Genomic DNA, 26,105 nt, shown 5'->3' with positions numbered 1-26,105 from the left:
CACGGACACGGAGGATGTGGATCCGTTCAGCGCGGCGCTTGAACAAGCTGTCGGGGCCACGGACACCGACGAGCCCGAGCGCGACACGCAAGCCATCACGACATCAACGGTCGCGCCTACTGCGAGTTCGGACCATGTGCCCGAGCCCGTCTCCGCGCCTCCGCTGGAAGAAGAGGACGCATCGACAGTCGTCGTGGTCGAGCTGCCGACCGAGGATGCATGGACGGCGCTCGTCGGATCCTCCGCCCCCTCTGCATCCGAAGACACGCCCCCAGCAGTGGCTGCTCCCGCGGTGGACGCTTCGCCCGAACTCGAATCGGCGTCGGTCCAAGCGCCAGAGCACGATGAGGCACTCGCTTCGGTTCTGGCTGCGGAGTCCCATGAAGAGACGCGGTCCGCATCCCCGGTAGCACCGGCCACGGTGACACCCGAAGAGCCCCCGCCTCCGACGGTGTCCACCCCGGCGGCCCTGGACGCCTCGAATGCGCTCGCTTCCGACACGAAGCCGCCCGTCGAGGAATCGGCGCCCCTCCAGGTTTCCACCAGCGCCTCCGCGTCACCGGCCGCTTCGGGCGAAGCCACACCGCACTCCGCGGCGAATGCTCCCAGCGGCAACGAAGCCACCACTCTGGTCAGCCCGGCCGACGAGCAATCGCCGCGGGAATCCGCCGCGGAGCAGCCCACACGGAACAACGAAGCCCCCGGTGCGGACAGCTCGACTTCGGAGCAACAGCCCGCACCCGACAGCGAAACCACCGCACAGGTCAGTACGCCTTCGCAGCAGGCATCCGCCACGGAGCAGCCGCCTCGTTCCAGCGAAGCCACCGCGACGGTCAGCGCTGAGTCGGAACCCCAGCCCCCTCAAGCATCGGCCGCGACAGAATCCCCGCGCGCCAGCGAAGCCGCCGAGCCCAGCAACGCGGCTTCGGAACAGCCGCATCCCCAATCATCGGCCGAGACAGAATCCCAGCGTTCCAACGACGCCGCCGCAACCATCAGCGCGACTTCGGAACAGTCGCATCCCGAAGCCTCGGCCGCGCCAGAGTCCCCGCGCTCCAGCGATGCCTCCGCCCCCATCAGCGCGGCTTCGGAGGAGCCGCATCCCCAAGCCTCGGCAGCGACAGATTCCTCGCGCGCGAGCGAATCCACCGCACTCATCAGCGCGGCGTTGGGACAACCGTCGACCGCGGCAGCCTCCCCGGGCTCCAGCGAATCCACCGCTCCCATCAGCGCGGCGTCGGGACAACCGTCGACCGCGGCAGCCTCCCCGGGCTCCAGCGAATCCACCGCTCCCATCAGCGCGGCGTCGGAACAGCCGCGTCCTCAAGCATCGGTCGCGACAGAATCCCCGCGCTCCACCGAAGCCGCCGCACCTGTCCTCCCGGCCTCGTCACAACCCTCCACCGCGCCCCAGCCCCCGCGCACCGACGAACCCGCGCCGCCGCCTCCCGCTGACACACAGAGCAGCGCCGCCACCGCGCGCAGCCGCCGCCGCACGCTCTTCGACCTGGCTCCCGCCGTGCCCGTCACCCCGCCCGCGGCGGCGGAGGTCGTGCTCGGCATCGACGTGGGCACTTCGCACGCTCGCGTCGCCGCGCTCATCGACGGCGTCGCCACGCCCATCCCCATCCCCGGCACGGACGGCGCGGGCCTTCCCTCCGTCATCGCGGTGAACAGCGCCGGAGAGTTCCTGGTCGGTGCCGCCGCCCGTGTCGAAGCCGCCCGCGAACCCCGCCACGCCGCGACCGGCCTCAAGCGCCTGCTCGGCGTGCGCGCCCGCTCCCCGAACCTGCGCTGGCTCTCCCCGCAGCTCCCCTTCCCCGTCGCCACCGACCGCCAGGGTGACGCGGGCGTGGAGCTCGATGGCCGCCTCGTCGCGCCCACCCTCCTCACCGCCATGCTGATGCGCGAACTGCACCAGGCGGCCACCACGCACCTGGGCCGCAAGGTGACGCGCGCCGTGCTCTGCGCGCCTTCGCACTTCACAGAGCGCCAGCGCGCCGCCCTGCGCGAAGCCGCCACCATGGCCGGCCTGGACGTGCCCCGAGTGCTCACCAACAGCGCCGCCGCGGCGCTCGCGTACGCGCACGGCCGGGGTCTCGCTCGCAAACGCGTCCTCGTCGTGGACCTGGGCGGCGGCGGCCTGGAGGTCTGCGTCGTGCAGGTCACCGGCGACGACCTGGAAGTCGTCACCACCGGCGGCGACCCCACCCTCGGCGGCATGGAGTTCGACGCCCGCATCGCCGAGGCGCTCATCAGCGACCTCGCCGAACAGGGCCACCCCCGCCCCGAACACCCGCTCGACTGGGGCCCCCTGCGCACCGTCGCTGAAGCCACCAAGGAGACCCTCTCCACCCAGGACAGCGTGGACGTCACCCTGCCCACGGGCCCTGGCCCCAAGCTCGACCGCGAGCGCGTGGAGGCCCTCACCGCCGACCTCGCCCAGCGCGTCGTCTCCGTCACCCGCGAGGTGCTGGAGTCCAACGCCCTGTCCCCTCAAGGCCTGGACGCCGTGCTCCTCGTGGGCGGCCAGTCCCGTTCACCGCTCGTGCGCCGCCGCCTGGAGGAGAGCCTGGGCGTGCCCGTGCGCGACGACGGCGTGGACGCCCGCACCGCCGTGGTGCGCGGCGCCGCGCTGCTCGGTCACGCGCTCTTGCTGTCGGAGACCGGCAAGCCCGCCGCCAGCGTCTCGGAAGTGCTCACCGCCCCCATCGGCGTCGCCGAGGACGCGGGCACCTTCCGCCGCGTGCTGGAGCGCAACACCCGCCTGCCCACCGCGAAGACGCTCGTCATCCCCATCACCGTCCCCGGTCCGCTGGCGCTCGCCTTCTTCCAGGGCACCGCCGCCACCGCCACGGAGAATGAATGGCTCGGCGCCCTCACCCTCACCGTGGAGCGCCCCGGCGAGGTGGAGGTGCACCTGGAGCTGTCCACCGACGGAACCCTCGCCTTCAGCGCCACCCTGCCCGGCGCGAAGCGGCAGCCGGTAACGCTCGCGAAGGAGGAGCTGGACGACGCCTCCCGCGATGCACTCATCGCCCGCTCGCCCTTCCACACCGAACCGGAAGCCCGGCCAAGCGGCCTGCTTTCCGGTTTGAAGAAGCTCTTCGGCCGGCGCTGAGGCCCTCGGCCTCCTGGCTCCGTCCACAGGGCGGGTGCGCTGCCCGGCCCTCCCGTCCCAGCTTCCATTCCAGGTCCCACACTTCAAGCAGGAGGAACCTGGTCATGAAACGCACTTCGATGGTGGCAGGACTGGTGGTGGCCGGCACATGCGTGGCGGGACCGGCCCTCGCGATGGATGCGAGCGAGGTGTCGCGCAAGCTCAGCTTCAGCGAAGAGGACGCCACGGCCGGCCTGGACGTGGGCGTGGGCCTGGGCGGCTTCACCGGCGACCTGGGCGACGAGACGGGCGTGGGCGGGCTGTTCAACATCAACGCCAATGCCCAGCCCTGGAAGTACATCGGCGTGGAGGTCGGGTACGAAGGCCAGAACATCCCCATCGATGACGCCCGCGTCCGCGGCGGCAACCACATCTGGCGCAACAACGGCACGTTCATGGGCAAGCTCGGCCCCGTCGTCGACCACAAGTGGCACCCCTTCGTGGGCGCGGGCTTCGGCCTCAGCTTCCTGCACGCGTCCTCGGGCTCCGCGCCCATCTACGGCAATGACTGGCAGACGGAGTTGCCGCTGGCCGCGGGCATCGAATACCGCCTGGGCCACCTGTCCGCCGGCGTGCGCGCCACCTACCGCCTCGTCGGTGGCGAGGACCTGACCACCATCCCCGGCACCACCGAGGAGGCCAAGGGCAACCTCTTCAACGGCAACCTCACCGTGGGCGGCCGCTTCTAACCCGCCGCCCCGGCTCCGCGTCCGCGGGACTCACGCCCCCGCGGACGCATCACATCCTCACAGCTCGAAGCGCGTCATCAGCACTTCCGGACGCGGATCTTCCTTCCACGCGTCCAGCACCGCCTGCGCCGGAGACCGGCCCGAAGCCGCCACCGCCTCCAGCGGCGCGAGCAGCGGCGCGTCCTCGGGGTCCAACCGCTGCAGCCCCCGCTTCGCGATGGCCACCATCTCCCCGGCCAGCCGGTGCAGCTCGCGCGGCCCCAGCTTCCCGGCCAGGCCCTCGCGGCGCGCGGTGTCGTGGAAGGCCAGGTGCTCGGTGAAGGTCAGCCGCGGCAGCAGCAGCTCCGCCTCCTCCAGCGCCTGCGCGTCGTAGAGGATGCCGCGCCAGAGCGCGCCCAGCGCCCCCGTCATGGCCGCGCTGGCGCTGTCCGCGCCGCGCACCTCCAGCACCTTCTTGAGCCTCACCTCCGGGAAGAGCGTGGACAGGTGGTCCGTCCAGTCCCCCATGTCCGGCGGCTTGCCCTCGTAGCCCTCCTTCATCAACTGGCGGAAGGTGAGCTTCGGGTGGCGGTACTCGCCCTCGCGGCGCAGGAACAGGAGCGGCGCGTCCAGCGCCCAGTCCACATAGGCCTGATAGGAGAACGAGCCGTCGAACCACGACGGCAGGTAGCCGCAGCGCGTGGGGTCCACCTCTTCCCAGACGCGGCTGCGGAAGGACATGTAGCCGGACGGCTTGCCCTCCAGGAGCGGGCTGTTGGCGTACAGCGCCACCAGGAGCGGCGACAGGCGCGCCACCGCCACCGTCTTGCGCACACAGTCCGCCTCGTCCGCCCAGTCCAGCGACACCTGCCCGGTGGACGTCATCAGCATCATGTTCAGCGCCAGCCGGCCGCGCTCCGGCAGCGTGCGGCGCATCACCTGGTAGCGCGTCTTGGGCATCCAGGGCATTTCGCCCGTCGTGCCCACCGGCCGGTAGCCCAGCCCCACCAGCCGCAGGCCCAAGCCGGACGCCGCCGCCTTCGTCTCCTTCAGGTGCTCCAGGTTCTCCTGGTGCGCCTCCCGCGCCGTACGGAACGGGCTGCCGGACAGTTCGAACTGCCCGCCCGGCTCCAGGGAGATGGCCGCCATCCCGCGCTGCAGCGCGATGACTGGCGACTGGGGCGTCTCCCGGAAGGGCTCGTAGCCGCCCGGCGCGATGCGCTCCAGCAGGGCGCCCACCCCGTTCGGTCCCTCGTAGGGCACGGGTTGGGCGGACCCCACGGGGTAGATGAACTTCTCGTGCTCCAGCCCCAGCCGGTGCTGGGTCCGGGGCTTCTCCCCTTTGCGAAGCTCTTCCACCAGGGGGGCGGCGGAAGTGAGGGGCTCGGAGGCCACGCGCTTGAGGTCGAGGGACATGAGGGCGCCCTATATAACGGGGCCCGTTGGCCTTGCCCTCATTTGAGCACCCTGCCCCCATGCGCCCTGCATCCCCCGTCCCCACCCTGTCCCCCCGGCCCCGTCTGTCGGATTTCCTCCAGGGCGTGGGCGTGCTCGGCCGCGCCTTCGGGCTCATCTTCCGCTCGCGCCGCCTCTTCCTCCTCTCCAGCCTGTGCGCGGTCCTCACCGCCATCACCCTGGTGGGACTGGCCGTTCTGCTCTACCGCTACGCCCCCGGTCTCCTGGAGTCCGTGTGGGCCCGGCCCGACTCCTGGTACGGACAGGCCGGCTGGCACACCGCGCTCGTGCTGGGCTCCCTGGTCGCCTGGGTGGTGGGCGCCAACGTGGTGCCTCCGCTGCTCCTCACCCCGCTGCAGGACCCGGTGTCGGAGGCCACCGAGGCCGAGTGTGCGGGAGCGGACGCCGTGCTCTCACCCGCCTCGTTCCTGCGGAGCATGACGACAGGGCTGTTGCACACGCTCGCCCGCATGGCGCTGCTCTTCCTGGGGCTGGCGGTGCTGCTGCCGCTGAACTTCGTGCCGGGCCTGGGCAGCGTGGCGTTCACCGTGCTGGCCAGCCTGTGGACCATGCTCTGGATGGCGGCGGAGCACCTGGCCGCGCCCATGACGCGCCACCTGTACCCCTTCGCCCAGGTGCGCCGCATGCTGCGCGAGCGCCGGGCCCTCTGCCTGGGCTTCGGCGCGGGCGTCTACCTGCTCCTGTGGGTTCCCATCCTCAACACCTTCTTCCTCCCGGTGGCCATCGTCGGGGGCACCCTCCTCTACCGGGCCCTGAGGGAGGCCGGGGACCTGCCCCCGCCACCGGATGCCAGGGGCTGACGCGAAATAAAGGGTGAGGCCGGGTGTCCGTACGTCCAGGCTCCCCGGGAACGCATTGCCTGCGGCAGACGTTCTCGGTCGCTAGTGACAACGCCACGCCTTGAAGCACCTGGAAGCCGTGATTAGGCTTGCCCGGCCGCTGCCTGGTTCCTTGGCTTACGTCGAACCGTTCGGATTCACAGGGCTTTTCACGCATCACCCGGGGCGCCTCTCGCGCCCCAGCTGGGATGAACCGCATGCCGCGTATCTTCCGCCGCATCACCGCCGTCGCCGTTCTGTTGGGGGCCTGGGCATTCGCAGGCAGTGACCGTGCGCCCCTCCCGCTCACCGTGGGAGCGGCGGAGGCGGGGCAGGACTCCTGGGACGGCGCGCTGCCTGCCGCCGGCAAGGGCGAGAAGGCCCCTCACGACCTCAACAGCCTCCGCGTCCTCACGAAGGTCATCCTCTACGTGAAGGAGAACTACGTCGACCCCAAGCGGGTGAAGCCCAAGGAGATGATGATCGCCTCCCTGGAGTACGTGGAGAAGAGCGTCCCGGACGTGCTCGTGGACGGCAACCCGGAGACGGGCAAGCTCAACGTCAACGTCAACGGCAAGCAGAAGGAGTTCGACATCTCCCACGTGGACTCCCTGTGGAAGATGTCCTTCGCGCTGAAGGACGTGTTCGACTTCCTGTCCAAGAACATGCGTCCCATCGAGGAGACGCGCGACATCGAGTACGCCGCCGTCAACGGCATGCTCTCCACGTTGGATCCGCACTCGGTGCTGCTGCGCCCGGAGCTGTACCGGGAGATGAAGCTGTCCACCAAGGGTGAGTTCGGCGGCCTGGGCTTCGTCATCCAGATGAAGGAGGGCAACCTCACCGTGGTGAAGGTGCTGCCCAAGACGCCCGCGTCGCGCGCCGGCATCCAGAAGGACGACCGCATCAAGAAGATTGGTGAGGAGTCCACCGTCAACATGGACCTCAACGAGGCCGTGTCCAAGCTGCGCGGCCCGGTGGACAGCCGCATCACCATCACCGTGGAGCGCGACGGCTGGGACAAGCCGCGCAACATGACGGTGGCGCGCGCCATGATTTCGATTGAGTCCGTGCAGCACAAGCTGCTCGCGGGCGGCGTGGGCTACGTGCGCCTGAAGAACTTCCAGGGCAACACCACGCGCGACCTGGAGGCCGCGCTGACGGACATCCGCAAGCAGGCGGACGCCAAGGGCGGCTTCAAGGGCCTGGTGCTGGACCTGCGCGGCAACCCGGGCGGCCTGCTGGAGCAGGCCATCCAGGTGTCGGACACGTTCCTGTCCAAGGGCACCCTCGTCGCGACGGTGGGCTTCAGCGACAAGCTGCGCGAGGAGAAGCGCGCGCGCCCCGCGGACGGCGAGGAGAACTACCCCATCGCGGTGCTGGTGAACGCGGGCAGCGCCTCCGCCTCTGAAATCGTCGCGGGCGCGCTCAAGAACCTGGACCGCGCGGTCATCATCGGGCGGCAGACGTTCGGCAAGGGCAGCGTGCAGGTGCTCTACGACTTCCCGGACGACAGCGCGCTCAAGCTGACCATCGCCAAGTACCTCACCCCGGGTGACGTCTCCATCCAGGAAGTGGGCATCGTGCCGGACATCCAGCTGGTGCCCACGCGCGTCACCGCGGACCGGGTGGACGTGTTCGCGCCCCGCAAGTCCATGGGCGAGGCGGACCTGGATCAGCACTTCGGCAACCCGGAGTCCTCCACCGTCGCCAAGAAGCGCGAAGAGGTGCTGGACCGCGAGAAGCCGGGCACCAGCCTCAAGTACCTGAAGGTGGACGAGAAGGCCGCCCAGGCCGCCGCCAAGAAGGAAGAGCCCAAGGAGAAGGTCGCCGCCAAGCCGGGCACCGGCACCAAGGACAAGAAGGAGCACGGCCAGAATGATCCGCTCCTGGACGTGGACGTGGCCGGCCAGGGCGAGGACCTGGACGACCAGCTGGACGCGGAGTCCCAGGAGGAGATCAAGGAGGACTTCGAGGTCCAGTTCGCCCGCGACTTCGTCCTGAAGGTGCCGGCGCTGAAGCGCTCCGAGCAGCTCGCCAAGGGCAAGCAGTTCGTGGAGCAGAAGCGCAACGAGGAGGAGCAGCGCATCAACAACGCCATCGCCGCGCTCGGCCTGGACTGGAGCCCCGGTCCCACGCCCAAGAACGTGCAGCTGGACGCCAGCTTCTCCCCGGGCGCCGACACCAAGATTGCCGCCGGCGAGCAGTTGGACATGGTCATCAACGTGGAGAACAAGGGCACGGAGCCGCTCAAGCGCGTGCGTGGCTGGACGGAGAGCGACAACGCGTTCCTCGACCGCCGCGAGTTCCTCTTCGGCGCCATCGCCCCGGGTGAGAAGAAGTCCTGGAAGGTGCAGGTGCGCCTGCCCAAGGACCTCACCAGCCGCCGCGACGACGTGAAGGTGAAGCTGTTCGACGACAACGGCGCCCTGCGCGACACCCTGGTGTCGGAGCTGTCCTTCGTGGAGCTGCCCCGCCCCACCTTCGCCTTCAACTGGCAGGTGGTGGATGACTGCGCCGAGTGCAACGGCGACGGCGCCGTGCAGCGCGGCGAGGACGTCACGGTGGTGATGGACGTCACCAACACGGGCGTGGGCCCGGCGCTGGACTCGTTCGCGCAGATCAAGAACGGCGGCGACGCGAACATCTTCATCGAGAAGGGCCGCTTCAAACTGGGGGAGATCAAGCCCGGTGAGACGAAGACGGCGCGCTTCCAGGTGTCCCTGAAGAAGGGCTTCAAGGGCGACACCTTCCCGCTGAAGCTGGCCATCCTCGACGAGCCCCTGGAGGAGTTCGTCCTGGAGAAGCTCCAGCTGCCCGTGAAGGACGGCCCCGTGGCCCCGCTGGAGGCGAAGAAGGGCCTGGTGAAGCTCAACGACAAGGCCGAGCTGTTCGCCTCCCCCACCGCGGACGCGCGTCCGGTGGCGAAGCTGCCGCAGGGCGCCACGCTGGCCCTGGAGGCCACCACCAAGGGCTACTACAAGGTCGCGCTGGAGAAGGACCGCTTCGCCTTCGTGCGCACGCAGGACGCGAAGGAAGTGAAGACCGGCAAGGCGGTGGCGCCCAAGACGGTGGCGTACACCACGACGCACCAGCCGCCGGACATCAAGCTGGACGTGGACCCGTCCCACGGCGGCGTGGTGGTGAACGGCGACAAGTTCACCCTCTCCGGCGCGGTGAAGGACCCCAACGGCCTGCTGGACGTCTACGTGCTGGTCAACGACCAGAAGGTCTACTTCAAGGCCGTGGACCCCAAGGGCGGCGAGCCCAACACGCTGAAGTTCACCTCCGACTTCACGCTCAAGGAGGGCAACAACAACGTGCTGGTGGTGGCCCGCGAGAGCACCGAGTTCGCCAGCCGCCGCACGCTGGTCATCCGCCGCCGTCCGGCGGAGGTGGCCCAGAAGGTGGCGACGCCCGCCGCCACGGCCACCACCCCGGTGAAGCCGCGCCAGCAGTAATCCTCCGGGGTCATCCCCGGAGCGCCTGACCCATGGGCGGCTCGCTTCCAGCGGACGTCCCCCATCAAAGGGGGCGTTTCCCTGGAGGAGGGCCGCCCGTTTTGTTGACGCTTCACCGAGGGCCGATTTAGGGTCCGCCGGAGGTGGGCGCCCGCTTGGCCGGCATGCGTCCCGGAGGCGTGATTCCCCCATGCGGACGTTCAGTCGGTGGCTCGTGCTCGCGACGGCGCTGTCAGGGGCCGCGGCCCATGCGGACGCCAACGACCTGGTCATTTCCCGCTTCGGCGTCGAGCGCCGGGGCACCACTCCCGTCATCACCAACACCGAGTTCGCGGAAGCCAGCGCGGACTTCCGTGCCTTCGCGCGCACATACGGCGCGGTGATGACGTCCGCGAACCTGATGCCCCCGCGCACCACGGGCCACTCGGGCTTCGCGTTCAACGCGGAGCTGTCCGTCGTGTCGCTCCCGGAGGACGTGCAACTGCCCACGGAAGCCGCGCAGCCGGGCTCCGTGCTGGTGCCGTCCCTGCACGTGCGCAAGGGCCTGCCCTTCTCGCTGGAGCTGGGCGGGCGCGTGGGCTGGATTGAGAAGAGCGCCATGGTGACGGCCACGGGCGAGCTGAAGTGGGCCGTCAACGAGGGCTTCACGTACCTGCCGGACGTGGGCCTGCGCCTGCACGTGACGAAGCTCTTCGGCGCGCAAGACCTGGACCTGACCACCACGGGCCTGGACATCGGCGTGGGCAAGCAGTTCCCGCTGGGCGGCATGGTGACTGTGACGCCCTACGGCGGCCTGGACCTGAACTTCGTCAGCGCCACCACGCGCACGCTGGACTTCGACCCGAGCCGCACCCAGGCGGACTCCGCGGGCAACGACTCGCGCGACGCGCTGACCAACACCGCGCCGTACTCGCGGGTGGACGCGGGCGACAACCTCACCCCGCGCTTCTACGCGGGCGCGCGCTTCATTGGCGGCGTGTTGCAGCTGGGCGCGGAGATTTCGCTCACCAACCTGGGCAGCTTCGACCAGGAGGGCGCCGGCAGCCGCGACCTGCCCTCCGTCTTCGCCTTCAACACCACGCTGGGCCTGGACTTCTAGTCAGCGCAGGGCTTCCCGCACGCGTCCCGGGCGGTTGGTGATGAGGTAGGACACCCCCAGGTCCCGCAGCTCGCGGGCGCGCCGGGGGTCGTCCACCGTCCACGCCGCCACGCGCAGGCCCGCGTCGTTCCACGCCGCCACGCGCTCCGGTGTGCACGCCTCGTGGAAGGGGTGCACCGAGTGCGAGGACACCAGCGGGCTCAGCGCGTACGCCTGCAGGGCCCAGGGCTTGTCCGGGTCGATGAGGAAGCCCCGGCGCAGCGTGGGCGCCACCGCCGCCAGCCGGAAGAGGCACAGCGGGTTGAAGCTGGACACCACCACCCGGCCCGCCAGGTCGCGCTCGCGCAACAGCCGCGCCACGCCCGCCGCCAGGCCGCCGTCGTCGAAGCGGTCGCACTTCAGCTCGATGTTGACCAGGAAGTGCTCCGGCAGCGCGTCCAGCACCTCCTCCAGCAGCGGGATGCGCGCGGGGGCGAAGCCCAGGGGCGTGCCCACGTCCGCGCGGGAGAGCTTCCACCAGGGCGTGGTGCGCACCTCCCAGGGCTGATGGGCCAGGCGGTCCAGGCGCTCGTCGTGACACACCACCACCTCGCCGGAGCCGCACACCATGGCGTCCAGCTCCACGCCGTCAGCGCCCTGGCGCACGGCCTCCGCGAAGGCCTCCAGGGTGTTCTCGGGAGCGTCGGCGCTGGCACCACGGTGAGCGAGCAGGAGCATGGGCGCGCAGTGTGCGCTCAAACGCCCCCCGTGCGCAGCGCCGGCGTGGCGGGCGCGTCCAGGGGCGGACGCGGTGGCGCGACTTGCCTCGCGGGTGGGTTTATTGCAGTGTCCGACGCATGTTGGGCACCGGAGAGTTCCTCGTCCTCGGCTTCATCCTGCTGGTGGTCTTCTCGGCCGCCCGGATGGGGCAGTTGGGCAACGCGGTGGGCAAGTTCGTCTACTCGTTCCGCAAGGCGTCGCGCGGCGACGACCTGGTGGACGTGAAGCACCTGCCCCACTCGCGCCGGGGCAGCACCGACGCGGACTTCACCGAAGGCTCCTCCAAGGACCGCCGCTCCTAGAACTCCTCCCCTGTCGGGAGCACCAGTGGACCGGGCGGGCTGCCGGGCGCTGGCGCGAGCAGCAGGCGCGCGGCCTGCTGCCTCAGGGCGGGCAGAAGCCCCGCGTCCTCCACCAGCTCGCGCAGGTCCGCGGTGGAGAGCAGCGGCACCAGCTTCGCGCCCACCTCTGGCGGCAGGTACGGGTTGAAGGCCAGCGCGCGGCGCACCTTGTGGCGCACGGACCAGCGCGGCGACTTCCAGATTTCGACGAGCGGCTCCGGACGCGCGGGCCTGCGCGCCGCGATGCGCACCACCAGGTCCTCGGTGAGGCGCGGGTTGATGAGCACGTTGCGCAGCACGGCCGGGTTGCTCACGGTGGCCAGGCGCGACAGCACGTCCGGGTCGCGCGTGAGGCGGGCCTGCTGCTTCAGGTGGCCCAGCGACTGGTTGGCGGCCTGCGCGTCCGCGCGGGCGGCGGCGTCCGCGTTCAGCTCCTTGCGCGCGGGGCCCTGGGCGAAGAGGTCCGCCACCGCCTCCAGCGACTGCACGTGGGCCATGCGCCGGAGCGCCTCCACGTGGGGGATGTGCTCGGCCTCCTGGTCCAACGCGGCCAGGAAGTCCGACAGCACGCAGGTGGCGGGGGCCTGCCCGGCGCGGGACAGCGACAGCAGGTGGCCGATGAGCTCGTTCGTGTCGAAGGGCTCACGCCGGGCCAGCTCGCGCGCGGCGGCCTTGCGGCGCACGGTGGCGCCCCCGCCCAGGGCGTGCAGGTTGCGCGCGAGCGCGCGGGCCTCCTCCAGCGTGGACATGACGCCTCAGCCTCCCGTGCGGTCCGCGGTGGGTTCGGAGGGGATGGGCTCCAGCGTCACCTCCAGCCGGTGGCCGGCAAGGTCCGCGGGGAACTCCTGGAACAGCACCAGGAAGGGCACCTTGCCACCCGGAGGCACCGGCAGGGACGCCGCGTCCATGCGCTGGCGGAGCGCGGTGGCGGCCTCGCGGGTGGTGACGGCGTGGAGCTCCTCCGGCGTGGCCAGCGCGCCCGCGAGCCCCTCCGTGGAGCGCACCCGCTGGTCTCCGTCGAAGAGGGCGGCGCGCACGCGCACGGCCGCGGCTGCGCCGGTGCGGTTCTCCGCCTCTCCGCGCACGACGAAGAGCATGCGGCCGTCGCGCGTCTCGTAGAGGCCGTTGGACACGTCGCTCGCGATGAACGGGCGGGACGCGGGCAGCACCAGCGTGCGCAGGCGGTCCGGGGACAGCGTGGAGGGGTCCACCTTGCCGTCGCGCAGGTACATGGCGCCCAGCGCGCCCAGGGCCACCACCAGCACGGTGGCGATGGCGAGGTTGAGGACCAGCCCCGTCAGCTTCCGCGCGCGGCCGGTCATCCGCCGCTGGGGCATGCCCACGTCCTGGATGCGGACGGAGGGCTTGGCCACGGTGACGGCCGGCCCGGAGCGCATGCTGGCCAGGTCCACCACCTCGCGGCGGGGAGTGGTGATCTTGAACGGGTCGCCGTCGTCGTACGCCGGCACGTCGCTCAGCAGCGAGATGCCGCCGGGCTCCTCCGCGCCCGCTTCGGCGGGCACGTCCCCCAGCAGCGCGGCGCGGCCGGTGTCGGAGGCGGCCATCCCCTCCTCACCGGAGGCCCCCGCGCCGGAGAAGTCGAACAGGTCGCCCATCGGCTCCGGACCGACGTGGGTGTCCTCGGGCGCGGCGGACAGGTCCGGGGACGAAGCCGCCATGTCGATGGACGCGAACGGATCCTCGCTCTCGAAGCCCGGCGAGGGCACCGCCGGCCCCACCGCCGTGGCGCCGCTCGGCGAGGGCGCCGCGGCGACGTTCGCGGCGTGCCGCAGGGCCGCGGCGTCCGGGGCCGCCGGAGCGTCGATGGGGAAGTCGAAGAGCGGATCCGGCGCGAGGCCCGTTGGACCGGCGGCGGCCAGCCCCGGGGAGGCCACGGGCTCGGCCCCGGGACGTGACGCCCCTGCAGGGACCGAGGCCAAAGGCACGCGCGCGACGGGGGCTCCCGCCGGAGGCATGGCGGCACGCGAGGGGGCAGCGCCCGACGGTGCCGGGCCCCCGGCCGAGGCGGCACCAGGCCCTGGAGGCATGGCGGCACGCCCCGGAGTGGCGGCTGGGGCGGCCCTCGGAGGCGAAGGAGCCACCGCCCCTGGAGGAACCGGGCCCCTGGGCGCCGCGGCCCCCAGAGGCGCGGCCTCCGCGGCGAACGCGCCCGGTCCGCTCGGAGCCACGGCCGCCGGGCGGGCCGCACCCGCGTTCCCCACCGCGAACGCCCCGGGAGGAGCAGCGCGGGCGGCGGGAGGCGCGAAGGCCCCCGGAGGCACCGGGCGGGGCGCCGCCGCGGGAGGAGCCGCCACGGCCGGCCGGGGAGCGGCCACCGGAGCGCTCGGCGCCGGGGCATCCAGCATGAAGTCCGCGAACGGGTCATCCAGGTCCGGCACGACCGGACTCGGGGGCGGGGGCGGCGGGGCCGCCTGACGCCGGGACGCGACTCCCGGAGACGGCGTGGGCGGGTCGAACGGCATCATCGCCCCGGAGGCGCCCGGCGTAGCGGGGGCCCGGCCGGGGGCCGCTTGCGGGGCGTCCACGTCGATGTCCACATCCACGTCACCCCAGGACTGGACCTGGGACTTCACCGCGGGGGCGCCGGGCGCGTAATACGCGGCACCCGGCCGGGTGACCTCCCCGGTGGGCTCCGGGGCGTCTCCGAACGACTGGAACGGGTCCGCCTGCTCGGCCGGAGGGCCAGCGGGCGGGGGGGCGCTCAGGGCTGGCGCGGGCTCACGCGCCACCCGAAAGGTGTTCTGACATTTGGTGCAGCGGACCTTGACCCCTTTTTCCGTCACCTTCTCGTCGGGGATCTTGAACCGCGTCTGGCACTGTTCGCACTGGACGATCATGGGGTCGGGTCGGGGGGACTTGGAGCATAGGCCCACCCGTCAACCACGGCGAGTCGGGCCCGGGTAACTTGCTCGCTTCCAACCCCTTTGATACGAGGTTCGCCCCTTTGGAAATCAAGAAGTAAACCAGTAAATGCCAAGGCGCAGCCGGGGTCGGAGACGACAGACATGAGCGAGGCCGAGCAAGCAAACGCTCCCAGCAACACCAAGGAGCCGAAGATCATCAAGCGCTACACGAACCGGAAGCTCTACGACACCGTGGAGAGCCGGTACGTCACGCTCGATGAAATCGCCGCGATGATCAAGGAGGGCACCGAAGTGCGGATTGTCGACAACCGCACGAAGGAAGACCTGACCTCCGTCACCCTCGCGCAGATCATCTTCGAGGAGGAGAAGAAGAAGAACCAGATGCCGCTGTCGGTGCTGCGGGAGATCATCCGCCACCCTGGCGAGTCCATTTCCGGGTTCATCCAGAAGGAGGTCTCGCCGCGCGTGGCCTCCATCCGCGAGGAGGCCGAGCAGCGGCTGGACAAGCTGCTGCGCCGCGAGGACGGCAGCCTGCAGGAGGCCCCCCCGGAGGCCCCCGCCGCCGCCGCGCCCGCGGCGCCCCAGGCCGAAGGCAACGCCGCGAGCCTCAACCCGGCGGAGCTGCTCAAGGCCAGCCAGCGCGCCTTCGAGGACTTCCAGCGCCGCATCGACGAGCGCGTGAAGCAGGTCGTGGAGAACCTCACCGGCAACCTCCCCGCCCTGGGCCGCGACATGCAGGCGCTCGCGCAGCGGCTGGAGGAGCTGGAGAAGAAGCTCGACGCCGTGGAGAAGGGCGACAAGAAGGACGCCAGCGAGTCCTGAAGTGCCCCGTGCCTGAACGCCGTGGCGCCCGTGAGGAAGCGGGCGCCGGCGCTTCAGGCCACCTTCGGCCGGGTCCGCTTCCGCTTCGCTGGAGGGGCCCCGCCGTCAATCTCCGCCGCGATGGCCGCGAGCATCCGCGCCCCCGGGCTCTGGGGTGCGTACTCCCAGATGGTCTTCCCGTGGCTCTGCGCCTCGTCCACCTTGACGCTGTAGCCCAGCGGCGTGGCGGCGAGCGCGTCCGGGAAGTACGCCCGCAGGCGCTCCAGGATGGCCGTGGCCAGCGCCGTCTTGCGGTACAGCGTGGGCACCACCCGGGTGACGCGCAAATCCGAGCGGCCTTCCGCCTCGCCCACCTGGCGCACCGTCTCCGCCAGCTCCGCGCACCCGTCCAGCGCCAGGTACGTCAGCGCCACCGGCACCACCACCTCCGTGGCCGCCACCAGGATGTTGCGCGTGGTGAGCCCCATGGACGGAGGCGCGTCGAACAGCACCATGTCGTAGCCCGCGGCTTCCGCCTCGCGCATGCGGTCCGCCAGCCGGTGCGCGCGCCGCGGGTCCTGCGCCACCACCACCGGGAAGTCCGCCATCTCCTTGTACGCGGGCACCACGTCCAGCCCGCTCACACCCGTGGGGCGCACCACGGAGGCCAGGGACACCTCCGCGTCGGTGAGCAGGTGGAAGACGTTGCGCGGCAGCGTGCGCACGTCCAAGCCCAGTGACTTGCCCGCGTGGCCCTGCGTGTCCAGGTCCACCAGCAGCACGCGGCGGCGCTGCTCCAGCGCGAGCCACGCGGCGGTGTTCACCGCGAGCGTCGTCTTGCAGGTGCCGCCCTTCTCGTTGATGAACGCGATGCGCCGCATGGCTTTTGAGGGCTTGCCGCGCCCTACCCCTTCTTCTTCGAGGACGTGTTCGACACCAGCGTGTCCACCTTGCCCTCGACGGACGCGAGCAGCCGCTCCAGGTCGTCCACCTTCGAGCGCAGCTGCTCCAGGTCCGCCGTGGACGGCAGGTTCATGGCGGACAGCGCCGTGCGCAGCGCCGCGTCCAGCGTCCCCTTCGCCGCGAGCGAGCGGGACACCAGCGTCTGCACCGCCGCCACGAACTTCTCGTTGGAGAGCAGCTGCTGCGCGAGCTTGCCCACGCGCTCCTCGCCCGTCTCCACGAGCTTCTTCATCACCGGGTTGTTCTTGAGCATGTTCTTGGAACCGTTCGGGTCCGGCCCACCACGAAACAGGCGACTCGGCCGTCGGGACAGGCGGGACGTCAGGAAGAGGACGCCGCACTCTGGGAGGGGCCAACGCGACGTGTCAAGCAGGGCAACAATGGGGATTTCCGCTCGTGGACTCTCGTTGACTCTCCGGGAGCCCATCCCTACGGTTCGCGCGCCCTCTATGGCCGGACTGCTCGACAAACGCCTGTGGATCGTCTCTGGCAAGGGGGGCGTGGGGAAGACGACCATCGCCGCCGCCCTGGCCCTGGCCTCGGTGCGCGCCGGACGGCGCACCCTGGTGTGTGAAGTGAACACCCAGGAGCGCGTCAGCCGCATCCTGGAGCTGCCCGAAGCGGGCCCGGAGGTGAAGCTCTTGGAGGAGAACCTCTGGGCGGTGGACGTGCGCCCCCAGGAGGCCATGCGCGAGTACGGCCTGATGGTCCTGCGCTTCGAGACCCTCTACAAGACGGTCTTCGAGAACCGGCTGGTGCGCTACTTCCTGCGCTTCATCCCGTCGCTCCAGGAATTGGTGCTGTTGGGGAAGATCCTCTTCCACCTCCAGGAGAAGCTGCCGGACGGCCGCTGGAAGTACGACACGCTGGTGCTGGACGCGCCCGCCACCGGCCACGCCATCTCCTTCCTGAGCGTGCCGCAGGTGCTCCTGCAGACGGTGCCGCCGGGCCCCATGACGCGCGAGGCGCTGAAGATGCGCGACCTGTTGGTGGACCCGTCCGTCACCGCCGCGGTGCTGGTGGCGCTGCCGGAGGAGATGCCGGTGAACGAAGCGCTGGAGCTGCACGGCGCGCTGAGGGACAGGGTGCACATCCGCACGCACGCGGCGGTGCTCAACCAGGCCTTCCCCCAGCGCTTCACGGAGGCGGACCTGGAGGCGCTCGCGGGCCACCCGGAGCTCCTGCGCGTGGCCCAGGCGCACCATGACCGCGCGTCGCAGGCGGTGCTCGCGGGCACGAAGCTGGAGCGCAACCTCCACGCGCCGGTGTACACGGTGCCCAGGTTGTTCGTGCCGAGCTTCGGACGGGACGCGGTGGAGACGGTGATGGGGCACCTGAACGAGATGGTGACGGGAGGCACGGGAGCATGACGGCGCTGCAAGCGGCGCTCGCGAACAAGCGCGTGCTCATCTGCGTGGGCTCCGGCGGCGTGGGCAAGACGACGGTGGCGGCGACGCTCGCGCTGCGCGCGGCGGTGGATGGCCGGCCCAGCATCGTGTGCACCATCGACCCGGCGAAGCGTCTGGCCAACTCCCTGGGCCTGTCCGGCCTGGGCAACGAAGAGGCGGAGGTGCCCGCGTCCGTGCTGGAGCGCCTGGGCGTGAAGCCCAGGGCACCCCTGCACGCGATGATGCTGGACATGAAGGCCACCTGGGACGACCTCATCACCCGCGTGGCCCCGCCGGAGCAGCGCGAGCGCATCTTCGCCAACCGCTTCTACCAGTCCCTCTCCACGGCCCTGGCGGGCAGCCAGGAGTACATCGCCATGGAGAAGGTCTGGGACCTGCGCCGCAGCAAGGACTACGAGCTGGTGGTGCTGGACACGCCGCCCACCGCGCACGCGCTGGACTTCCTGGACGCGCCCAACCGGGTGCTGGACTTCCTGGACAACGAAGCGGCCAAGTGGCTGCTCACGCCCGCGCTGAAGGCGGGCAAGGTGGGCCTGTCCCTCTTCAACCTGGGCGGCAGCTACGTGACGCGCGCGCTGTCGCGCTTCACCGGCACGGAGATGCTCCAGGAGCTGTCCTCCTTCATGCTGACGCTCTCCTCCATGAACGAGGGCTTCCGCGAGCGCGCCCGCGGCGTGCGCGAGCTCTTGGAGGACCAGACGACGGGCTTCGTGCTGGTGACGAGCCCCAACCCGGAGCGGCTGGACGAGGCCATCCACTTCCACAAGCTGCTCAAGCAGAACCGCATGGAGATGACGGCCATCGTGGTGAACCGCGTGCACCCGCTGCCCACCCAGGCGCAGTGGGCGGACGCGGCCACGCTGACGCCCACCCGGCGCGCGAAGGTGGAGGAGACGCTGCGCGAAACCCAGGTGCTGGCGCAGCAGGACCTGGAAGGCCTGGCGCAGCTGCGCGCGGCCTGTCCGGGCACGCCCCTCATCCAGGTGCCGCGCTTCGGGTTGGACGTGCACGACCTCACCGCGCTGTGGGGCACCGGCCGCTACCTCCTGGGCGACGACGTCCTCGCCTGAGCGCCCTCCCCCCCCGCGTGACGCGCCGGAGGCTCGGAGCCGCCGGGCATTTCCGGCGCGAGGCGGCGTTCATGCCGGGCGGACGGGCGACAAAGCACCGGAGGCCTTCCCGCATTAGACTGGCGGACTCTGGAGAGCACTTCCGGGAACCTGGCGGGTCTCCGGGGTGTCGATGTCCGGGGCCGCACCGGGTGACGTGGGCGTCCGGATGGGAGCGAGCTGCATGCACGGCAGGAAGCGGATGGAGTCAGCCGGAGTCGCCCGGCGGTGGCTGTGGGTGGGCGTGTTGGGCCTGGGCCTGACGCTCACGGGCTGCCGCACCACGGGCGCGGCGGCGAAGCCGGACGCCACGGCGAACAAGCAGGTCGTGGAGTTCGACCCCGTCACGGTGACGGCGGACCTGGAGCTGGACAAGCTCAACGACGAGGAGCTCTTCGCGGGTGGCACCTCCGCCTTCGCCGCCAACGACTTCAAGCAGGCGGCGCGCTACTTCGGCCGGCTCGTGGACTTCCACCCCAACAGCCAGCACCGCCGGCAGGCCCTCTACAACGCGGGCCTCGCGCACCAGCGCCTCAAGGAGTGGGACGACGCCTACGGGCGCTTCTCCGAACTGGCGGAGCCCCAGAAGGGCCAGGGCGACGCGCTGGACGCGTCCTTCCGCGTGGCGGAGACGCTCTACCACCTGGAGCGCTACGAGGAGGCGGTGAAGCTCCTGACGACGCTGGCCGCGCGCGCGGACCTGCCCGCGGGCCGCCGCATCGAGGCCCAGGTGCAGCAGGGCATCTGCCAGGTGGAGGCCGGCCGCACCGACGACGCGGAAGGGACGCTGCGCAAGGCGCTGGCCGCGTATGACGCCCTGCCGGACAAGGCGGAGGTGGAGGACTACTTCCCCGCGCAGGCGCACTTCTTCGTGGGGGAAATCTACCGGCTGCACTACGAAGCCGTGAAGCTGGAGGCCAGCCGGGGCAGCGACGGGCTGGCGCAGGACCTCAACTACAAGGCGGAGCTGCTGTTGTCCGCGCAGGGCCACTACCTGCGCTCCATCCGCGTGGGCAACGGCTACTGGGCCACCGCCGCGGGCGCGCAGATTGGCGCCCTGTACGAGAACCTCCACGAGCACATGGTGAACTCGCCCACGCCCCCGGAGCTCAACGCCGAGGAGGCCGAGGTCTACCGCCAGGAGCTGCGCAAGAAGATCCGCGTGCTGCTCACCAAGTCCATCAACATCTACGAGCGCACGCTGGAGGCCGCCGAGCGCATCGGTTCGCAGAACGCCTTCGTGGACCGCACCCGCCAGAGCCTGGAGAAGGTGAAGACGCTCCTGCTCGCGGACGCGGACGCCGACACGGAGTCGGAAGGGGTCTCCGTGCCCATGCCCGCCTCCAACGCGGGCGCGAAGCACCGCTAGCGTCCCCCGCCGGCCATGGAACCGCTCTTCACCCCGGAGCAGCTCGCCGACATCCACGCCTACCACCAGCCCTATTACATCCGGGCGGCGGTGGACCCGCTGGTGCGGCTGGCCCTGTCGGCGCTCATCCTGGCCGTGCTCGTGCGGCCCGTGTACCGGGGCGCGACGGCCGCGGCGGCGGCACTGGAGCGCGGGTTTGGCGGAAAGCTGCGCAAGGCCCCGGTGAGCCGCGCCTTCATCAGCGCCATGGACCGGCTGTGGGGCGAGCCCGGCTGGGGGGCCGCGCTCCTCTTCGCGCTCTTCATCGACCTGGCCACCCAGCTGCTCTACGCCCCCGCGAACGTGTACTTCTTCTACGTGCTGGAGCACCGGCACGGCCTGTCCAACGACACGCCCGCGACCTTCGCGGGGATGTGGTTCAAGGGCACCCTCGTGGGCGCCATCGCCCTGACGGCGCTCGTGGTCGGCCTGTATGGCCTGGCCCGCCGCGTGCGCCGGTGGTGGCTGGTGCTGGGCGTGCCCGTGGCCCTGTTGATGCTGGTGTCCTCCGCCCTGGACCCGTACCGCGCCCGCCTCTACTACGACCAGACCCCGTTGCAGGAGGGGCCGCTGCGCTCGCGCATCACCGCGCTGATGCGCAAGGCGGACATCACCTTCTCCGACGTGGTGGTGGAGAAGACGTCCGTGAAGTCCAAGCGCATCCAGGCGTACTTCGCTGGCCAGGGCCCCACGCGCACCATCGTCCTCAACGACGTCATCCTGAGCGAGCTCTCGGAGGATGAAATCCTGGCCGCGGTGGCGCACGAGGCGGGCCACGTGAACGAGCCACGCTGGCCTGGCCGCATCGTCTCCTCGCTCGCGGTGCTGGCCCTGCTCCTCCTCATCGACCAGTTGCAGCGCCTGTCCGCCCGCCGGGGCTGGTGGGGCGTCCAGCGCGCGGGCGACATCCGCACCCTGCCGCTGATCTCGCTGGTGGTGTTCCTCCTCATCACGCTCGCGGCCCCCGTGTCCGGAGCGTTCTCCCGCGAGCGCGAGCGCGAGGCGGACCGCTACGGTCTGAACCTCACCGGCGACCCCGGCGCCTTCCGCCGGATGCTGGTGAAGGCCGCCCGGGTCAACAAGATGGACCCCGAGCCTCCCCGCTGGGTCGTGCTCAAGGGCATGAGCCATCCCCCCATCGGGGAGCGGCTCACCGCGCTCGACATGCCCTGAAGCCGCTTTCAAGAAGCCGCCGGTGGATGGGCCTCCACGCCATTCCCCCTCGCCATCCAGGCCCACCCTCCGGCCGGCCGCCCCCGGACCGCTCCCCAACTGTCCGGTGGCACATCCGTCCTGAAACGTCTCTCCCGTCAACGCCTCACGTCGGCGGAGCACCCTCCTTCAACTTCTCCACCGCCACCAGGGTGATGGCCTTCACCAGGGCCTTCGCGCGGCGGCCCGCGGACGTCTCGCCATGCGGATCCACCTCCACCGCGTTGGCGATGTCCGTGAAGCCCTGCCGCTCGCCCCGGCGCAGGTGCAGCTCGCCACGGCCCGTCAGCGCCACGGGGTTGCGCGGGTCTCCGGTCAGCGCGTGCGTGTACTCGGTGAGCGCGTCCTCCACCCTCCCGAGCTTCTGGTACACGGTGCCCAGCGCCGCGTGCGCCGCGGAGTCCTTCGGGTTACCCTCCACGAGCCCCTCGAAGAGGATGCGCGCCTCCTCCAGCCGGCCCGCCGCCGCCAGGTCGCAGCCCACCTGCGCGATGGCCTTCGCCTCCTCGAAGGTCATCCCCTCCACCTCCGCCCAGGTCGTCTCCCCCCGCGCGAACGCCTTCAGCCTGCGCGCCGTGCCGCTCTCCATCGTCAGTCCCTCGCCGCCTTCGTGCTTGATGATGCGTCCCATGGCGGCCCTCACGCGCTGCGCAGGTTGGAGATGGCCGTCTTCGCCATCTCGTTGAACTTCGATGACATGTTGCTCATCAGGTCGAACATGGCCTTGCGCTTCTCCATCAGCGTCTGAAGCCGCAGCTCCAGCTCCTTCATGCTCGTATCCAGCTTCGCGCCGCGCGCCTTGTCCGAGTCGCTGGCGCCCAGCGTGGCGCGCTCCTCGCGGGCGCTGGCCATCTCGTTCATCACGTCCAGCAGCTCACCGTCGGTGTCCTCGGTGATGCCCATGAGCAGGGCCTGCACCTTCTGCTCGATGCTCAGGTTCGGGTTGTCCACGATGTCGCGCGCCCGCGAACCGCCCGTGCTCCGGCCGCTGCCGCTCGACGGCTTCGCCACCGAGTCCAGCTCCGCGTCCAGGTCCTGCCAGCTGGTGACGCCGTCCCGGCCGCCGCTCGCCGCCATCTCCAGGCGGTGCCAGTACTCCGGGTGGTCCGTGAAGAACTGCGCGGCGCGCTTGAGCGTGGAGGACGCCGCCGGGCTGTCCAGCACGGCCTCCAGGTCCGCCATCGTCAGCTTGCCGTCCTTCGTCCCCTTCGCCGTGTCGAAGGTGTCCCAGTTCTCGTCCAGCACCTGGAGCGCGTCGGCGTACTCCTTGAGGTCCGGATCCACCGCCCCCGTGCCCCCGCTGCCCCCCGGCCGCCCCGTGCCCCCGGTGCTTCCGCCGCCATGGCCCGGCCGGCCCGACACGCCACCATCCGTGCTCCCCGTGCCGCTGCCCGGGCGCCCCGTGCCGCCAGTGCCCGGCCGCCCTGCCCCGCTGCCCGGCCGGGAGCCACCGCCGGTGGTGGGCGGCGCGCAGTCCGTCGGAGGGGGCGCGCAGTCCGTCGGCGTGGGGGCCGGGCGGCCCGGCCGCTCTGGACGCCCGTACTTCGCGAACTCGCCGGCCAGCCGCTTGGACTCCTGCTGGAGGCCCACCAGCTCGATGCGGTCATCGTTCATGCCCGGCAGCTTCAGCAGCAGGAGGCTCTTCTTCGCCGTGTCCACCTGTTCGAAGAAGGCGCGGTTGTCGACGAGGAACTTCGCCGCGTCCCGGAGCGAGGGCGACACGTTCTTGTCCTGGGAGATGCGCTGGAGGTCCGCGTGCGACAGCGAGCCGTCCTTCTTGCCGTCCAGCAGGTCCAGGTAGCCGAAGTTCGCCTCCAGCGTGCGCAGCGAGTCCGCGTAGTCCAGCAGCTTGGGGTCCAGCGGGCTGCGGCTTCCGGAGGTGCCTCCCGCCTGCGAAGCCCCCGACGAAGCGGAGCTCGCGTAGCCCGCGCCCGCCTTCGCCGCGTCCTGGGGCGCGCAGTACTCCGTCTTCGCGGATGGGTTCTTCTTCAGCTCATCCGCCACGCCCAGCGCGCCGCTGGCCGCCATCATCACGTTGCCGCTCATCACCCCCGCGGCCGTCTTGATGGAGTTCGTGAGGACGGGGGGAAGCCCCAGGGCGTCCCCCGCCAGGTCGGCCACGGCGGTCATCGGACCGCCCAGCAGGTTCGCCACGCCTTTCAGGATGTCGAGCATCGATACTCCCGCGCGACGGGTTGAAGTGGGTGCTGCCAGGTGCCGCGCGCCGTCTCTTCGGACGCGGACAGGCATTGCAGCGGCGGTGCCGGGCGGAACCGCGCTCGGGGCGAGTCGAAACGCGGGGTTGGCCCACGGGGTCCGCAAGCCGCGTCCCCACCCACGGACGGGTCGGTCCGCCGCGGAGGATTGCGGCTAGAGTCCCGCGCCCATGCGCACCTTCGGGCTCGACTACGGCACCAAGACCATCGGGGTGGCCGTCTCGGATGGACTGGGGCTCACCGCCCAGGCGGTCACCACCGTGCGGCGCACGTCGCTCAAGGGGGACCTGGCGGAGCTGTCCCGGCTCGTGAAGGAGCACGAGGTGACGCGCTTCGTCCTGGGACTGCCCCTCAACATGAACGGCACGGAGGGGCCCCGCGCGGAGGCCTCGCGCAAGTTCGCGCAGGTGCTGGAGAGCGCGACTGGACTGCCCGTGGAGCTGTGGGACGAGCGGCTGTCCACCGTCGCCGCCCAGCGCACCCTGCTGGAAGCGGACGTGCGCCGGGAGAAGCGGCGGGAGGTCATCGATCAGCTCGCCGCGCAGTTCATCCTGCAAGGCTGGCTGGACGCGCACCGCCCCAAGAACGACGACGGCTACGACGACAACTACGACCCGGAGGGCTAAAGCAGCACCTCCGGGAATCGCTGACGGACTACGGCTGACGCCGGTACACGTGCAGCGGCGCGGAGAAGCCGTCCTGCTCCTGGTACGCCACGCCGTCGAGCGTCAGCGTGCGCCCATCCAGCTGCACGCCGGGGTCCTTCACCAGCTTGCCGCCGTCGAAGCGCACCAGCACCTCCGGCCGCGCGTCCTCCATGCGCTGGCGGAAGGTGTCCCAGCGCACGCGCGCCATGCGCATCTCCGGCAGCGTGGAGAAGAAGGCCACCTGCAGGTCCATGTAGCGCGGATCATCGTCGATGGCCGCCGCGCCGCCCTTCGCCGCCACCTCCTCCTTGAGGTAGCGCGCCACCTGCATCACCGCCACGGGGTTCGTGGACGTGGGGCTCACCGGGCGCAGCGAGTCATGCAGCCCGCCCTCGGTGCGGAACGTGTAGATGCCCAGCGCCACCGGCATCACCACCGCCAGCACCGCGCTCACCCCCACCACCGCGCGGCGCGCGAAGGCCCCCTTGTTGCCCACCAGTGCCGCCAGGCCCGGCGCCATGAACACCGGCAGGAGCACCAGCTGCGTCACCGTGAAGCGCGCCAGGGGCACGAAGTTCAGCAGCACCGCCGCGCGCAGGGTGAAGTACAGCGTGGGCAGCACCGCCATCACCACCAGCCAGCGCGTCTCCGGGTGCTTCTTCCACGCGCGCACCATGCCCACCGCGCCCAAGAGCGCCACGCCAGGCGTCAGCGTGAAGAGCGCCACCGCGGGCCAGAACCCCAGCTGCTGCAGCCGCCAGCCCAGCGCGCCCCCCGCACCACCCGAGTCGGCCACCCACTGCTTGTGGAAGTCCTCCACCGCCTTGATGGGGAAGAACGGGTCGCCGTGCGCCAGCTCGTTGCCCTGCATCCACAACAGCGGGAACGGCAGGCACACCAGGCCAAAGCCCACCGCGCGCGTCAGGGACGCCACCCGGTCCTCGCTGCTGAACACCAGCGCCACCGTGATGAGCGGGATGTACATCCACGCGTCGTAACGAAGCGCGCACGCGAAGTTGAGCAGCACCGCGCCCCAGAACAGCGGCTGGAAGCGGTTCTCCTCCACCCCTTCCGCCACCAGCGCGAACACCGCCAGCATGAAGAAGAGCGACACCGACTCACTGCCCGCGGTGGTGGAGAACTGCAGGTGCATGCCCCACGCGCTGAAGGCCAGCCCCGCGGCCACGCCCGCGCGCCAGCCGAACAGCCGCCGCGTCAGCGCGAACAGCGGCACCACCGACGCCACCCCGAACAACAGGCTCACCAGCCGGCCCGCCACGTCGCGCTCGAACACCGACAGCACCGCGCCCACCAGGTACAGGTGCAGGGGCCCGAACTGGTACGTGCCGTCCTTGTAGGACGTGATGACGTGAGGGTCGGCAAGCCACCGCTCCGCCAGCTCCGTGCGCACCACCGCGTCCCCGAAGAGGTTCTCGTTGATGAAGAACACCCCCAACCGGGGCAGGAGCGCCGCCAGGAGCAGCAGGCCCACCAACCACCGGGTGGACGGCTCGGGCTGGGGTGCGGGCACCGCGGACAGACCGGGCACGGCGGTAGGAGGGGAAGCAAGGGCGGCGGGACTCGAAGCGGGAACCATGGCGCGCGCGAGGATACGCAGGCAGGGCTCAAAGCCAAGCCAGCGTCCCTCCCACCTGCCCGGTGCCCGCCCGCCT

General features: G+C 71.0%; 22 protein-coding genes and 1 pseudogene. 12 read left to right on the top strand and 11 right to left on the bottom strand.

Annotated elements, in window-relative coordinates; translation table 11 throughout:
- Window positions 1-861: 861 nt before the first annotated feature.
- Window positions 862-1,287: a hypothetical protein gene (locus tag D7X30_RS43165; protein ID WP_233591868.1), complete on the bottom strand. Its 426-nt coding sequence runs from the start codon at window positions 1,285-1,287 to the stop codon at window positions 862-864.
- 232 nt (window positions 1,288-1,519) lie between these two features.
- On the opposite strand from D7X30_RS43165, the gene D7X30_RS43160 reads away from it, so the two are divergent.
- Entirely contained in the window at window positions 1,520-3,121 is a 1,602-nt protein-coding gene (locus tag D7X30_RS43160) for an Hsp70 family protein (protein ID WP_233591865.1), read from the top strand.
- A gap of 104 nt (window positions 3,122-3,225) precedes the next feature.
- On the top strand, window positions 3,226-3,849 hold the full coding sequence (locus tag D7X30_RS29380; RefSeq protein ID WP_120566291.1) for an outer membrane protein: 624 nt from the start codon (window positions 3,226-3,228) through the stop codon (window positions 3,847-3,849).
- 57 nt (window positions 3,850-3,906) lie between these two features.
- Here the strand turns inward: D7X30_RS29380 and D7X30_RS29375 are convergent, their stop codons facing one another.
- Complete coding sequence (locus D7X30_RS29375) at window positions 3,907-5,244, bottom strand: glutamate--cysteine ligase (protein WP_120566290.1); 1,338 nt, start codon at window positions 5,242-5,244, stop codon at window positions 3,907-3,909.
- A 59-nt stretch (window positions 5,245-5,303) separates the two neighbouring features.
- Here D7X30_RS29375 and D7X30_RS29370 point away from each other — a divergent pair, with 59 nt between their 5' ends.
- From D7X30_RS29370 to D7X30_RS29360, 3 genes are all read left to right on the top strand, one after another.
- The gene (locus D7X30_RS29370; protein ID WP_120566289.1) at window positions 5,304-6,104 is read left to right on the top strand and encodes an EI24 domain-containing protein; all 801 of its coding nucleotides are present in this window, start codon (window positions 5,304-5,306) and stop codon (window positions 6,102-6,104) included.
- 227 nt (window positions 6,105-6,331) lie between these two features.
- Window positions 6,332-9,583 carry an MXAN_5808 family serine peptidase gene (locus D7X30_RS29365; protein ID WP_120566288.1) on the top strand — a complete coding sequence of 1,084 codons (3,252 nt, stop codon included), beginning with the start codon at window positions 6,332-6,334 and terminating at the stop codon, window positions 9,581-9,583.
- A 190-nt stretch (window positions 9,584-9,773) separates the two neighbouring features.
- Window positions 9,774-10,682: a hypothetical protein gene (locus D7X30_RS29360; protein WP_120566287.1), complete on the top strand. Its 909-nt coding sequence runs from the start codon at window positions 9,774-9,776 to the stop codon at window positions 10,680-10,682.
- Here D7X30_RS29360 and D7X30_RS29355 read toward each other — a convergent pair whose 3' ends face one another.
- Window positions 10,683-11,399, bottom strand: a complete 717-nt coding sequence (locus tag D7X30_RS29355; RefSeq protein WP_120566286.1) for a glycerophosphodiester phosphodiesterase family protein — start codon at window positions 11,397-11,399, stop codon at window positions 10,683-10,685. It abuts the gene before it with no gap.
- Between the two features lie 119 nt (window positions 11,400-11,518).
- Here D7X30_RS29355 and D7X30_RS29350 point away from each other — a divergent pair, with 119 nt between their 5' ends.
- On the top strand, window positions 11,519-11,743 hold the full coding sequence (locus D7X30_RS29350) for a twin-arginine translocase TatA/TatE family subunit (protein ID WP_120566285.1): 225 nt from the start codon (window positions 11,519-11,521) through the stop codon (window positions 11,741-11,743).
- On the opposite strand, the gene D7X30_RS29345 is transcribed toward D7X30_RS29350, so the two are convergent.
- From D7X30_RS29345 to D7X30_RS43470, 3 genes and pseudogenes are all read right to left on the bottom strand, one after another.
- The gene (locus D7X30_RS29345; RefSeq protein WP_120566284.1) at window positions 11,740-12,531 is read right to left on the bottom strand and encodes a hypothetical protein; all 792 of its coding nucleotides are present in this window, start codon (window positions 12,529-12,531) and stop codon (window positions 11,740-11,742) included. The genes D7X30_RS29350 and D7X30_RS29345 overlap by 4 nt on opposite strands.
- A gap of 6 nt (window positions 12,532-12,537) precedes the next feature.
- On the bottom strand, window positions 12,538-13,677 hold the full coding sequence (locus D7X30_RS43155; RefSeq protein WP_233591867.1) for a hypothetical protein: 1,140 nt from the start codon (window positions 13,675-13,677) through the stop codon (window positions 12,538-12,540).
- A gap of 864 nt (window positions 13,678-14,541) precedes the next feature.
- Window positions 14,542-14,640: pseudogene (locus D7X30_RS43470) on the bottom strand (zinc-ribbon domain-containing protein); the annotation flags it as partial.
- Between the two features lie 168 nt (window positions 14,641-14,808).
- Here D7X30_RS43470 and D7X30_RS29335 point away from each other — a divergent pair.
- Window positions 14,809-15,489 carry a polyhydroxyalkanoate synthesis regulator DNA-binding domain-containing protein gene (locus D7X30_RS29335; protein ID WP_120566282.1) on the top strand — a complete coding sequence of 227 codons (681 nt, stop codon included), beginning with the start codon at window positions 14,809-14,811 and terminating at the stop codon, window positions 15,487-15,489.
- Window positions 15,490-15,542: 53 nt separating this feature from the next.
- Here D7X30_RS29335 and D7X30_RS29330 read toward each other — a convergent pair whose 3' ends face one another.
- On the bottom strand, window positions 15,543-16,349 hold the full coding sequence (locus tag D7X30_RS29330; protein WP_120566281.1) for a ParA family protein: 807 nt from the start codon (window positions 16,347-16,349) through the stop codon (window positions 15,543-15,545).
- 23 nt (window positions 16,350-16,372) lie between these two features.
- Window positions 16,373-16,684, bottom strand: a complete 312-nt coding sequence (locus tag D7X30_RS29325) for a hypothetical protein (protein ID WP_120566280.1) — start codon at window positions 16,682-16,684, stop codon at window positions 16,373-16,375.
- 196 nt (window positions 16,685-16,880) lie between these two features.
- Here D7X30_RS29325 and D7X30_RS29320 point away from each other — a divergent pair, with 196 nt between their 5' ends.
- From D7X30_RS29320 to D7X30_RS29305, 4 genes are all read left to right on the top strand, one after another.
- On the top strand, window positions 16,881-17,801 hold the full coding sequence (locus tag D7X30_RS29320) for an ArsA family ATPase (RefSeq protein ID WP_120566279.1): 921 nt from the start codon (window positions 16,881-16,883) through the stop codon (window positions 17,799-17,801).
- Window positions 17,798-18,910, top strand: coding sequence for an ArsA family ATPase (locus tag D7X30_RS29315; RefSeq protein ID WP_120566278.1), 1,113 nt, complete (start codon window positions 17,798-17,800; stop codon window positions 18,908-18,910). The genes D7X30_RS29320 and D7X30_RS29315 overlap by 4 nt, the downstream gene beginning before the upstream one ends.
- A gap of 223 nt (window positions 18,911-19,133) precedes the next feature.
- Window positions 19,134-20,318 carry a tetratricopeptide repeat protein gene (locus D7X30_RS29310; protein WP_120566277.1) on the top strand — a complete coding sequence of 395 codons (1,185 nt, stop codon included), beginning with the start codon at window positions 19,134-19,136 and terminating at the stop codon, window positions 20,316-20,318.
- Between the two features lie 15 nt (window positions 20,319-20,333).
- A complete protein-coding gene (locus tag D7X30_RS29305) occupies window positions 20,334-21,530 on the top strand; it encodes a M48 family metalloprotease (protein WP_120566276.1) in 1,197 nt (398 codons plus the stop codon).
- A gap of 145 nt (window positions 21,531-21,675) precedes the next feature.
- On the opposite strand, the gene D7X30_RS29300 is transcribed toward D7X30_RS29305, so the two are convergent.
- Together D7X30_RS29300 and D7X30_RS29295 are read right to left on the bottom strand one after the other, a co-directional pair.
- Window positions 21,676-22,200, bottom strand: coding sequence for a tetratricopeptide repeat protein (locus tag D7X30_RS29300; protein WP_120566275.1), 525 nt, complete (start codon window positions 22,198-22,200; stop codon window positions 21,676-21,678).
- 8 nt (window positions 22,201-22,208) lie between these two features.
- On the bottom strand, window positions 22,209-23,744 hold the full coding sequence (locus tag D7X30_RS29295) for a hypothetical protein (RefSeq protein WP_120566274.1): 1,536 nt from the start codon (window positions 23,742-23,744) through the stop codon (window positions 22,209-22,211).
- 211 nt (window positions 23,745-23,955) lie between these two features.
- Here D7X30_RS29295 and ruvX point away from each other — a divergent pair, with 211 nt between their 5' ends.
- Complete coding sequence (gene ruvX / locus D7X30_RS29290) at window positions 23,956-24,411, top strand: Holliday junction resolvase RuvX (RefSeq protein WP_120566273.1); 456 nt, start codon at window positions 23,956-23,958, stop codon at window positions 24,409-24,411.
- 28 nt (window positions 24,412-24,439) lie between these two features.
- On the opposite strand, the gene D7X30_RS29285 is transcribed toward ruvX, so the two are convergent.
- Window positions 24,440-26,029, bottom strand: coding sequence for a glycosyltransferase family 39 protein (locus D7X30_RS29285; RefSeq protein WP_120566272.1), 1,590 nt, complete (start codon window positions 26,027-26,029; stop codon window positions 24,440-24,442).
- Window positions 26,030-26,105 lie beyond the last annotated feature (76 nt).

This window comes from Corallococcus sp. AB011P (assembly GCF_003611605.1).
In the GTDB taxonomy this organism is placed as follows: domain Bacteria; phylum Myxococcota; class Myxococcia; order Myxococcales; family Myxococcaceae; genus Corallococcus; species Corallococcus coralloides.
This window is presented reverse-complemented; position numbering and strand designations above follow the sequence as displayed.

Coding starts and splice junctions, on each gene's coding strand:
- D7X30_RS29320 (WP_120566279.1), top strand. CDS start 16,881: ATGGCCGGACTGCTCGACAAACGCCTGTGGATCGTCTCTGGCAAGGGG.
- D7X30_RS29365 (WP_120566288.1), top strand. CDS start 6,332: ATGAACCGCATGCCGCGTATCTTCCGCCGCATCACCGCCGTCGCCGTT.
- D7X30_RS29300 (WP_120566275.1), bottom strand. CDS start 22,200: ATGGGACGCATCATCAAGCACGAAGGCGGCGAGGGACTGACGATGGAG.
- D7X30_RS29355 (WP_120566286.1), bottom strand. CDS start 11,399: ATGCTCCTGCTCGCTCACCGTGGTGCCAGCGCCGACGCTCCCGAGAAC.
- D7X30_RS29310 (WP_120566277.1), top strand. CDS start 19,134: ATGCACGGCAGGAAGCGGATGGAGTCAGCCGGAGTCGCCCGGCGGTGG.
- D7X30_RS29330 (WP_120566281.1), bottom strand. CDS start 16,349: ATGCGGCGCATCGCGTTCATCAACGAGAAGGGCGGCACCTGCAAGACG.
- D7X30_RS29285 (WP_120566272.1), bottom strand. CDS start 26,029: ATGGTTCCCGCTTCGAGTCCCGCCGCCCTTGCTTCCCCTCCTACCGCC.
- D7X30_RS29325 (WP_120566280.1), bottom strand. CDS start 16,684: ATGCTCAAGAACAACCCGGTGATGAAGAAGCTCGTGGAGACGGGCGAG.
- D7X30_RS29345 (WP_120566284.1), bottom strand. CDS start 12,531: ATGTCCACGCTGGAGGAGGCCCGCGCGCTCGCGCGCAACCTGCACGCC.
- D7X30_RS29335 (WP_120566282.1), top strand. CDS start 14,809: ATGAGCGAGGCCGAGCAAGCAAACGCTCCCAGCAACACCAAGGAGCCG.
- D7X30_RS29375 (WP_120566290.1), bottom strand. CDS start 5,244: ATGTCCCTCGACCTCAAGCGCGTGGCCTCCGAGCCCCTCACTTCCGCC.
- D7X30_RS29295 (WP_120566274.1), bottom strand. CDS start 23,744: ATGCTCGACATCCTGAAAGGCGTGGCGAACCTGCTGGGCGGTCCGATG.
- D7X30_RS29370 (WP_120566289.1), top strand. CDS start 5,304: ATGCGCCCTGCATCCCCCGTCCCCACCCTGTCCCCCCGGCCCCGTCTG.
- D7X30_RS29315 (WP_120566278.1), top strand. CDS start 17,798: ATGACGGCGCTGCAAGCGGCGCTCGCGAACAAGCGCGTGCTCATCTGC.
- ruvX (WP_120566273.1), top strand. CDS start 23,956: ATGCGCACCTTCGGGCTCGACTACGGCACCAAGACCATCGGGGTGGCC.
- D7X30_RS29350 (WP_120566285.1), top strand. CDS start 11,519: ATGTTGGGCACCGGAGAGTTCCTCGTCCTCGGCTTCATCCTGCTGGTG.
- D7X30_RS29360 (WP_120566287.1), top strand. CDS start 9,774: ATGCGGACGTTCAGTCGGTGGCTCGTGCTCGCGACGGCGCTGTCAGGG.
- D7X30_RS29380 (WP_120566291.1), top strand. CDS start 3,226: ATGAAACGCACTTCGATGGTGGCAGGACTGGTGGTGGCCGGCACATGC.
- D7X30_RS29305 (WP_120566276.1), top strand. CDS start 20,334: ATGGAACCGCTCTTCACCCCGGAGCAGCTCGCCGACATCCACGCCTAC.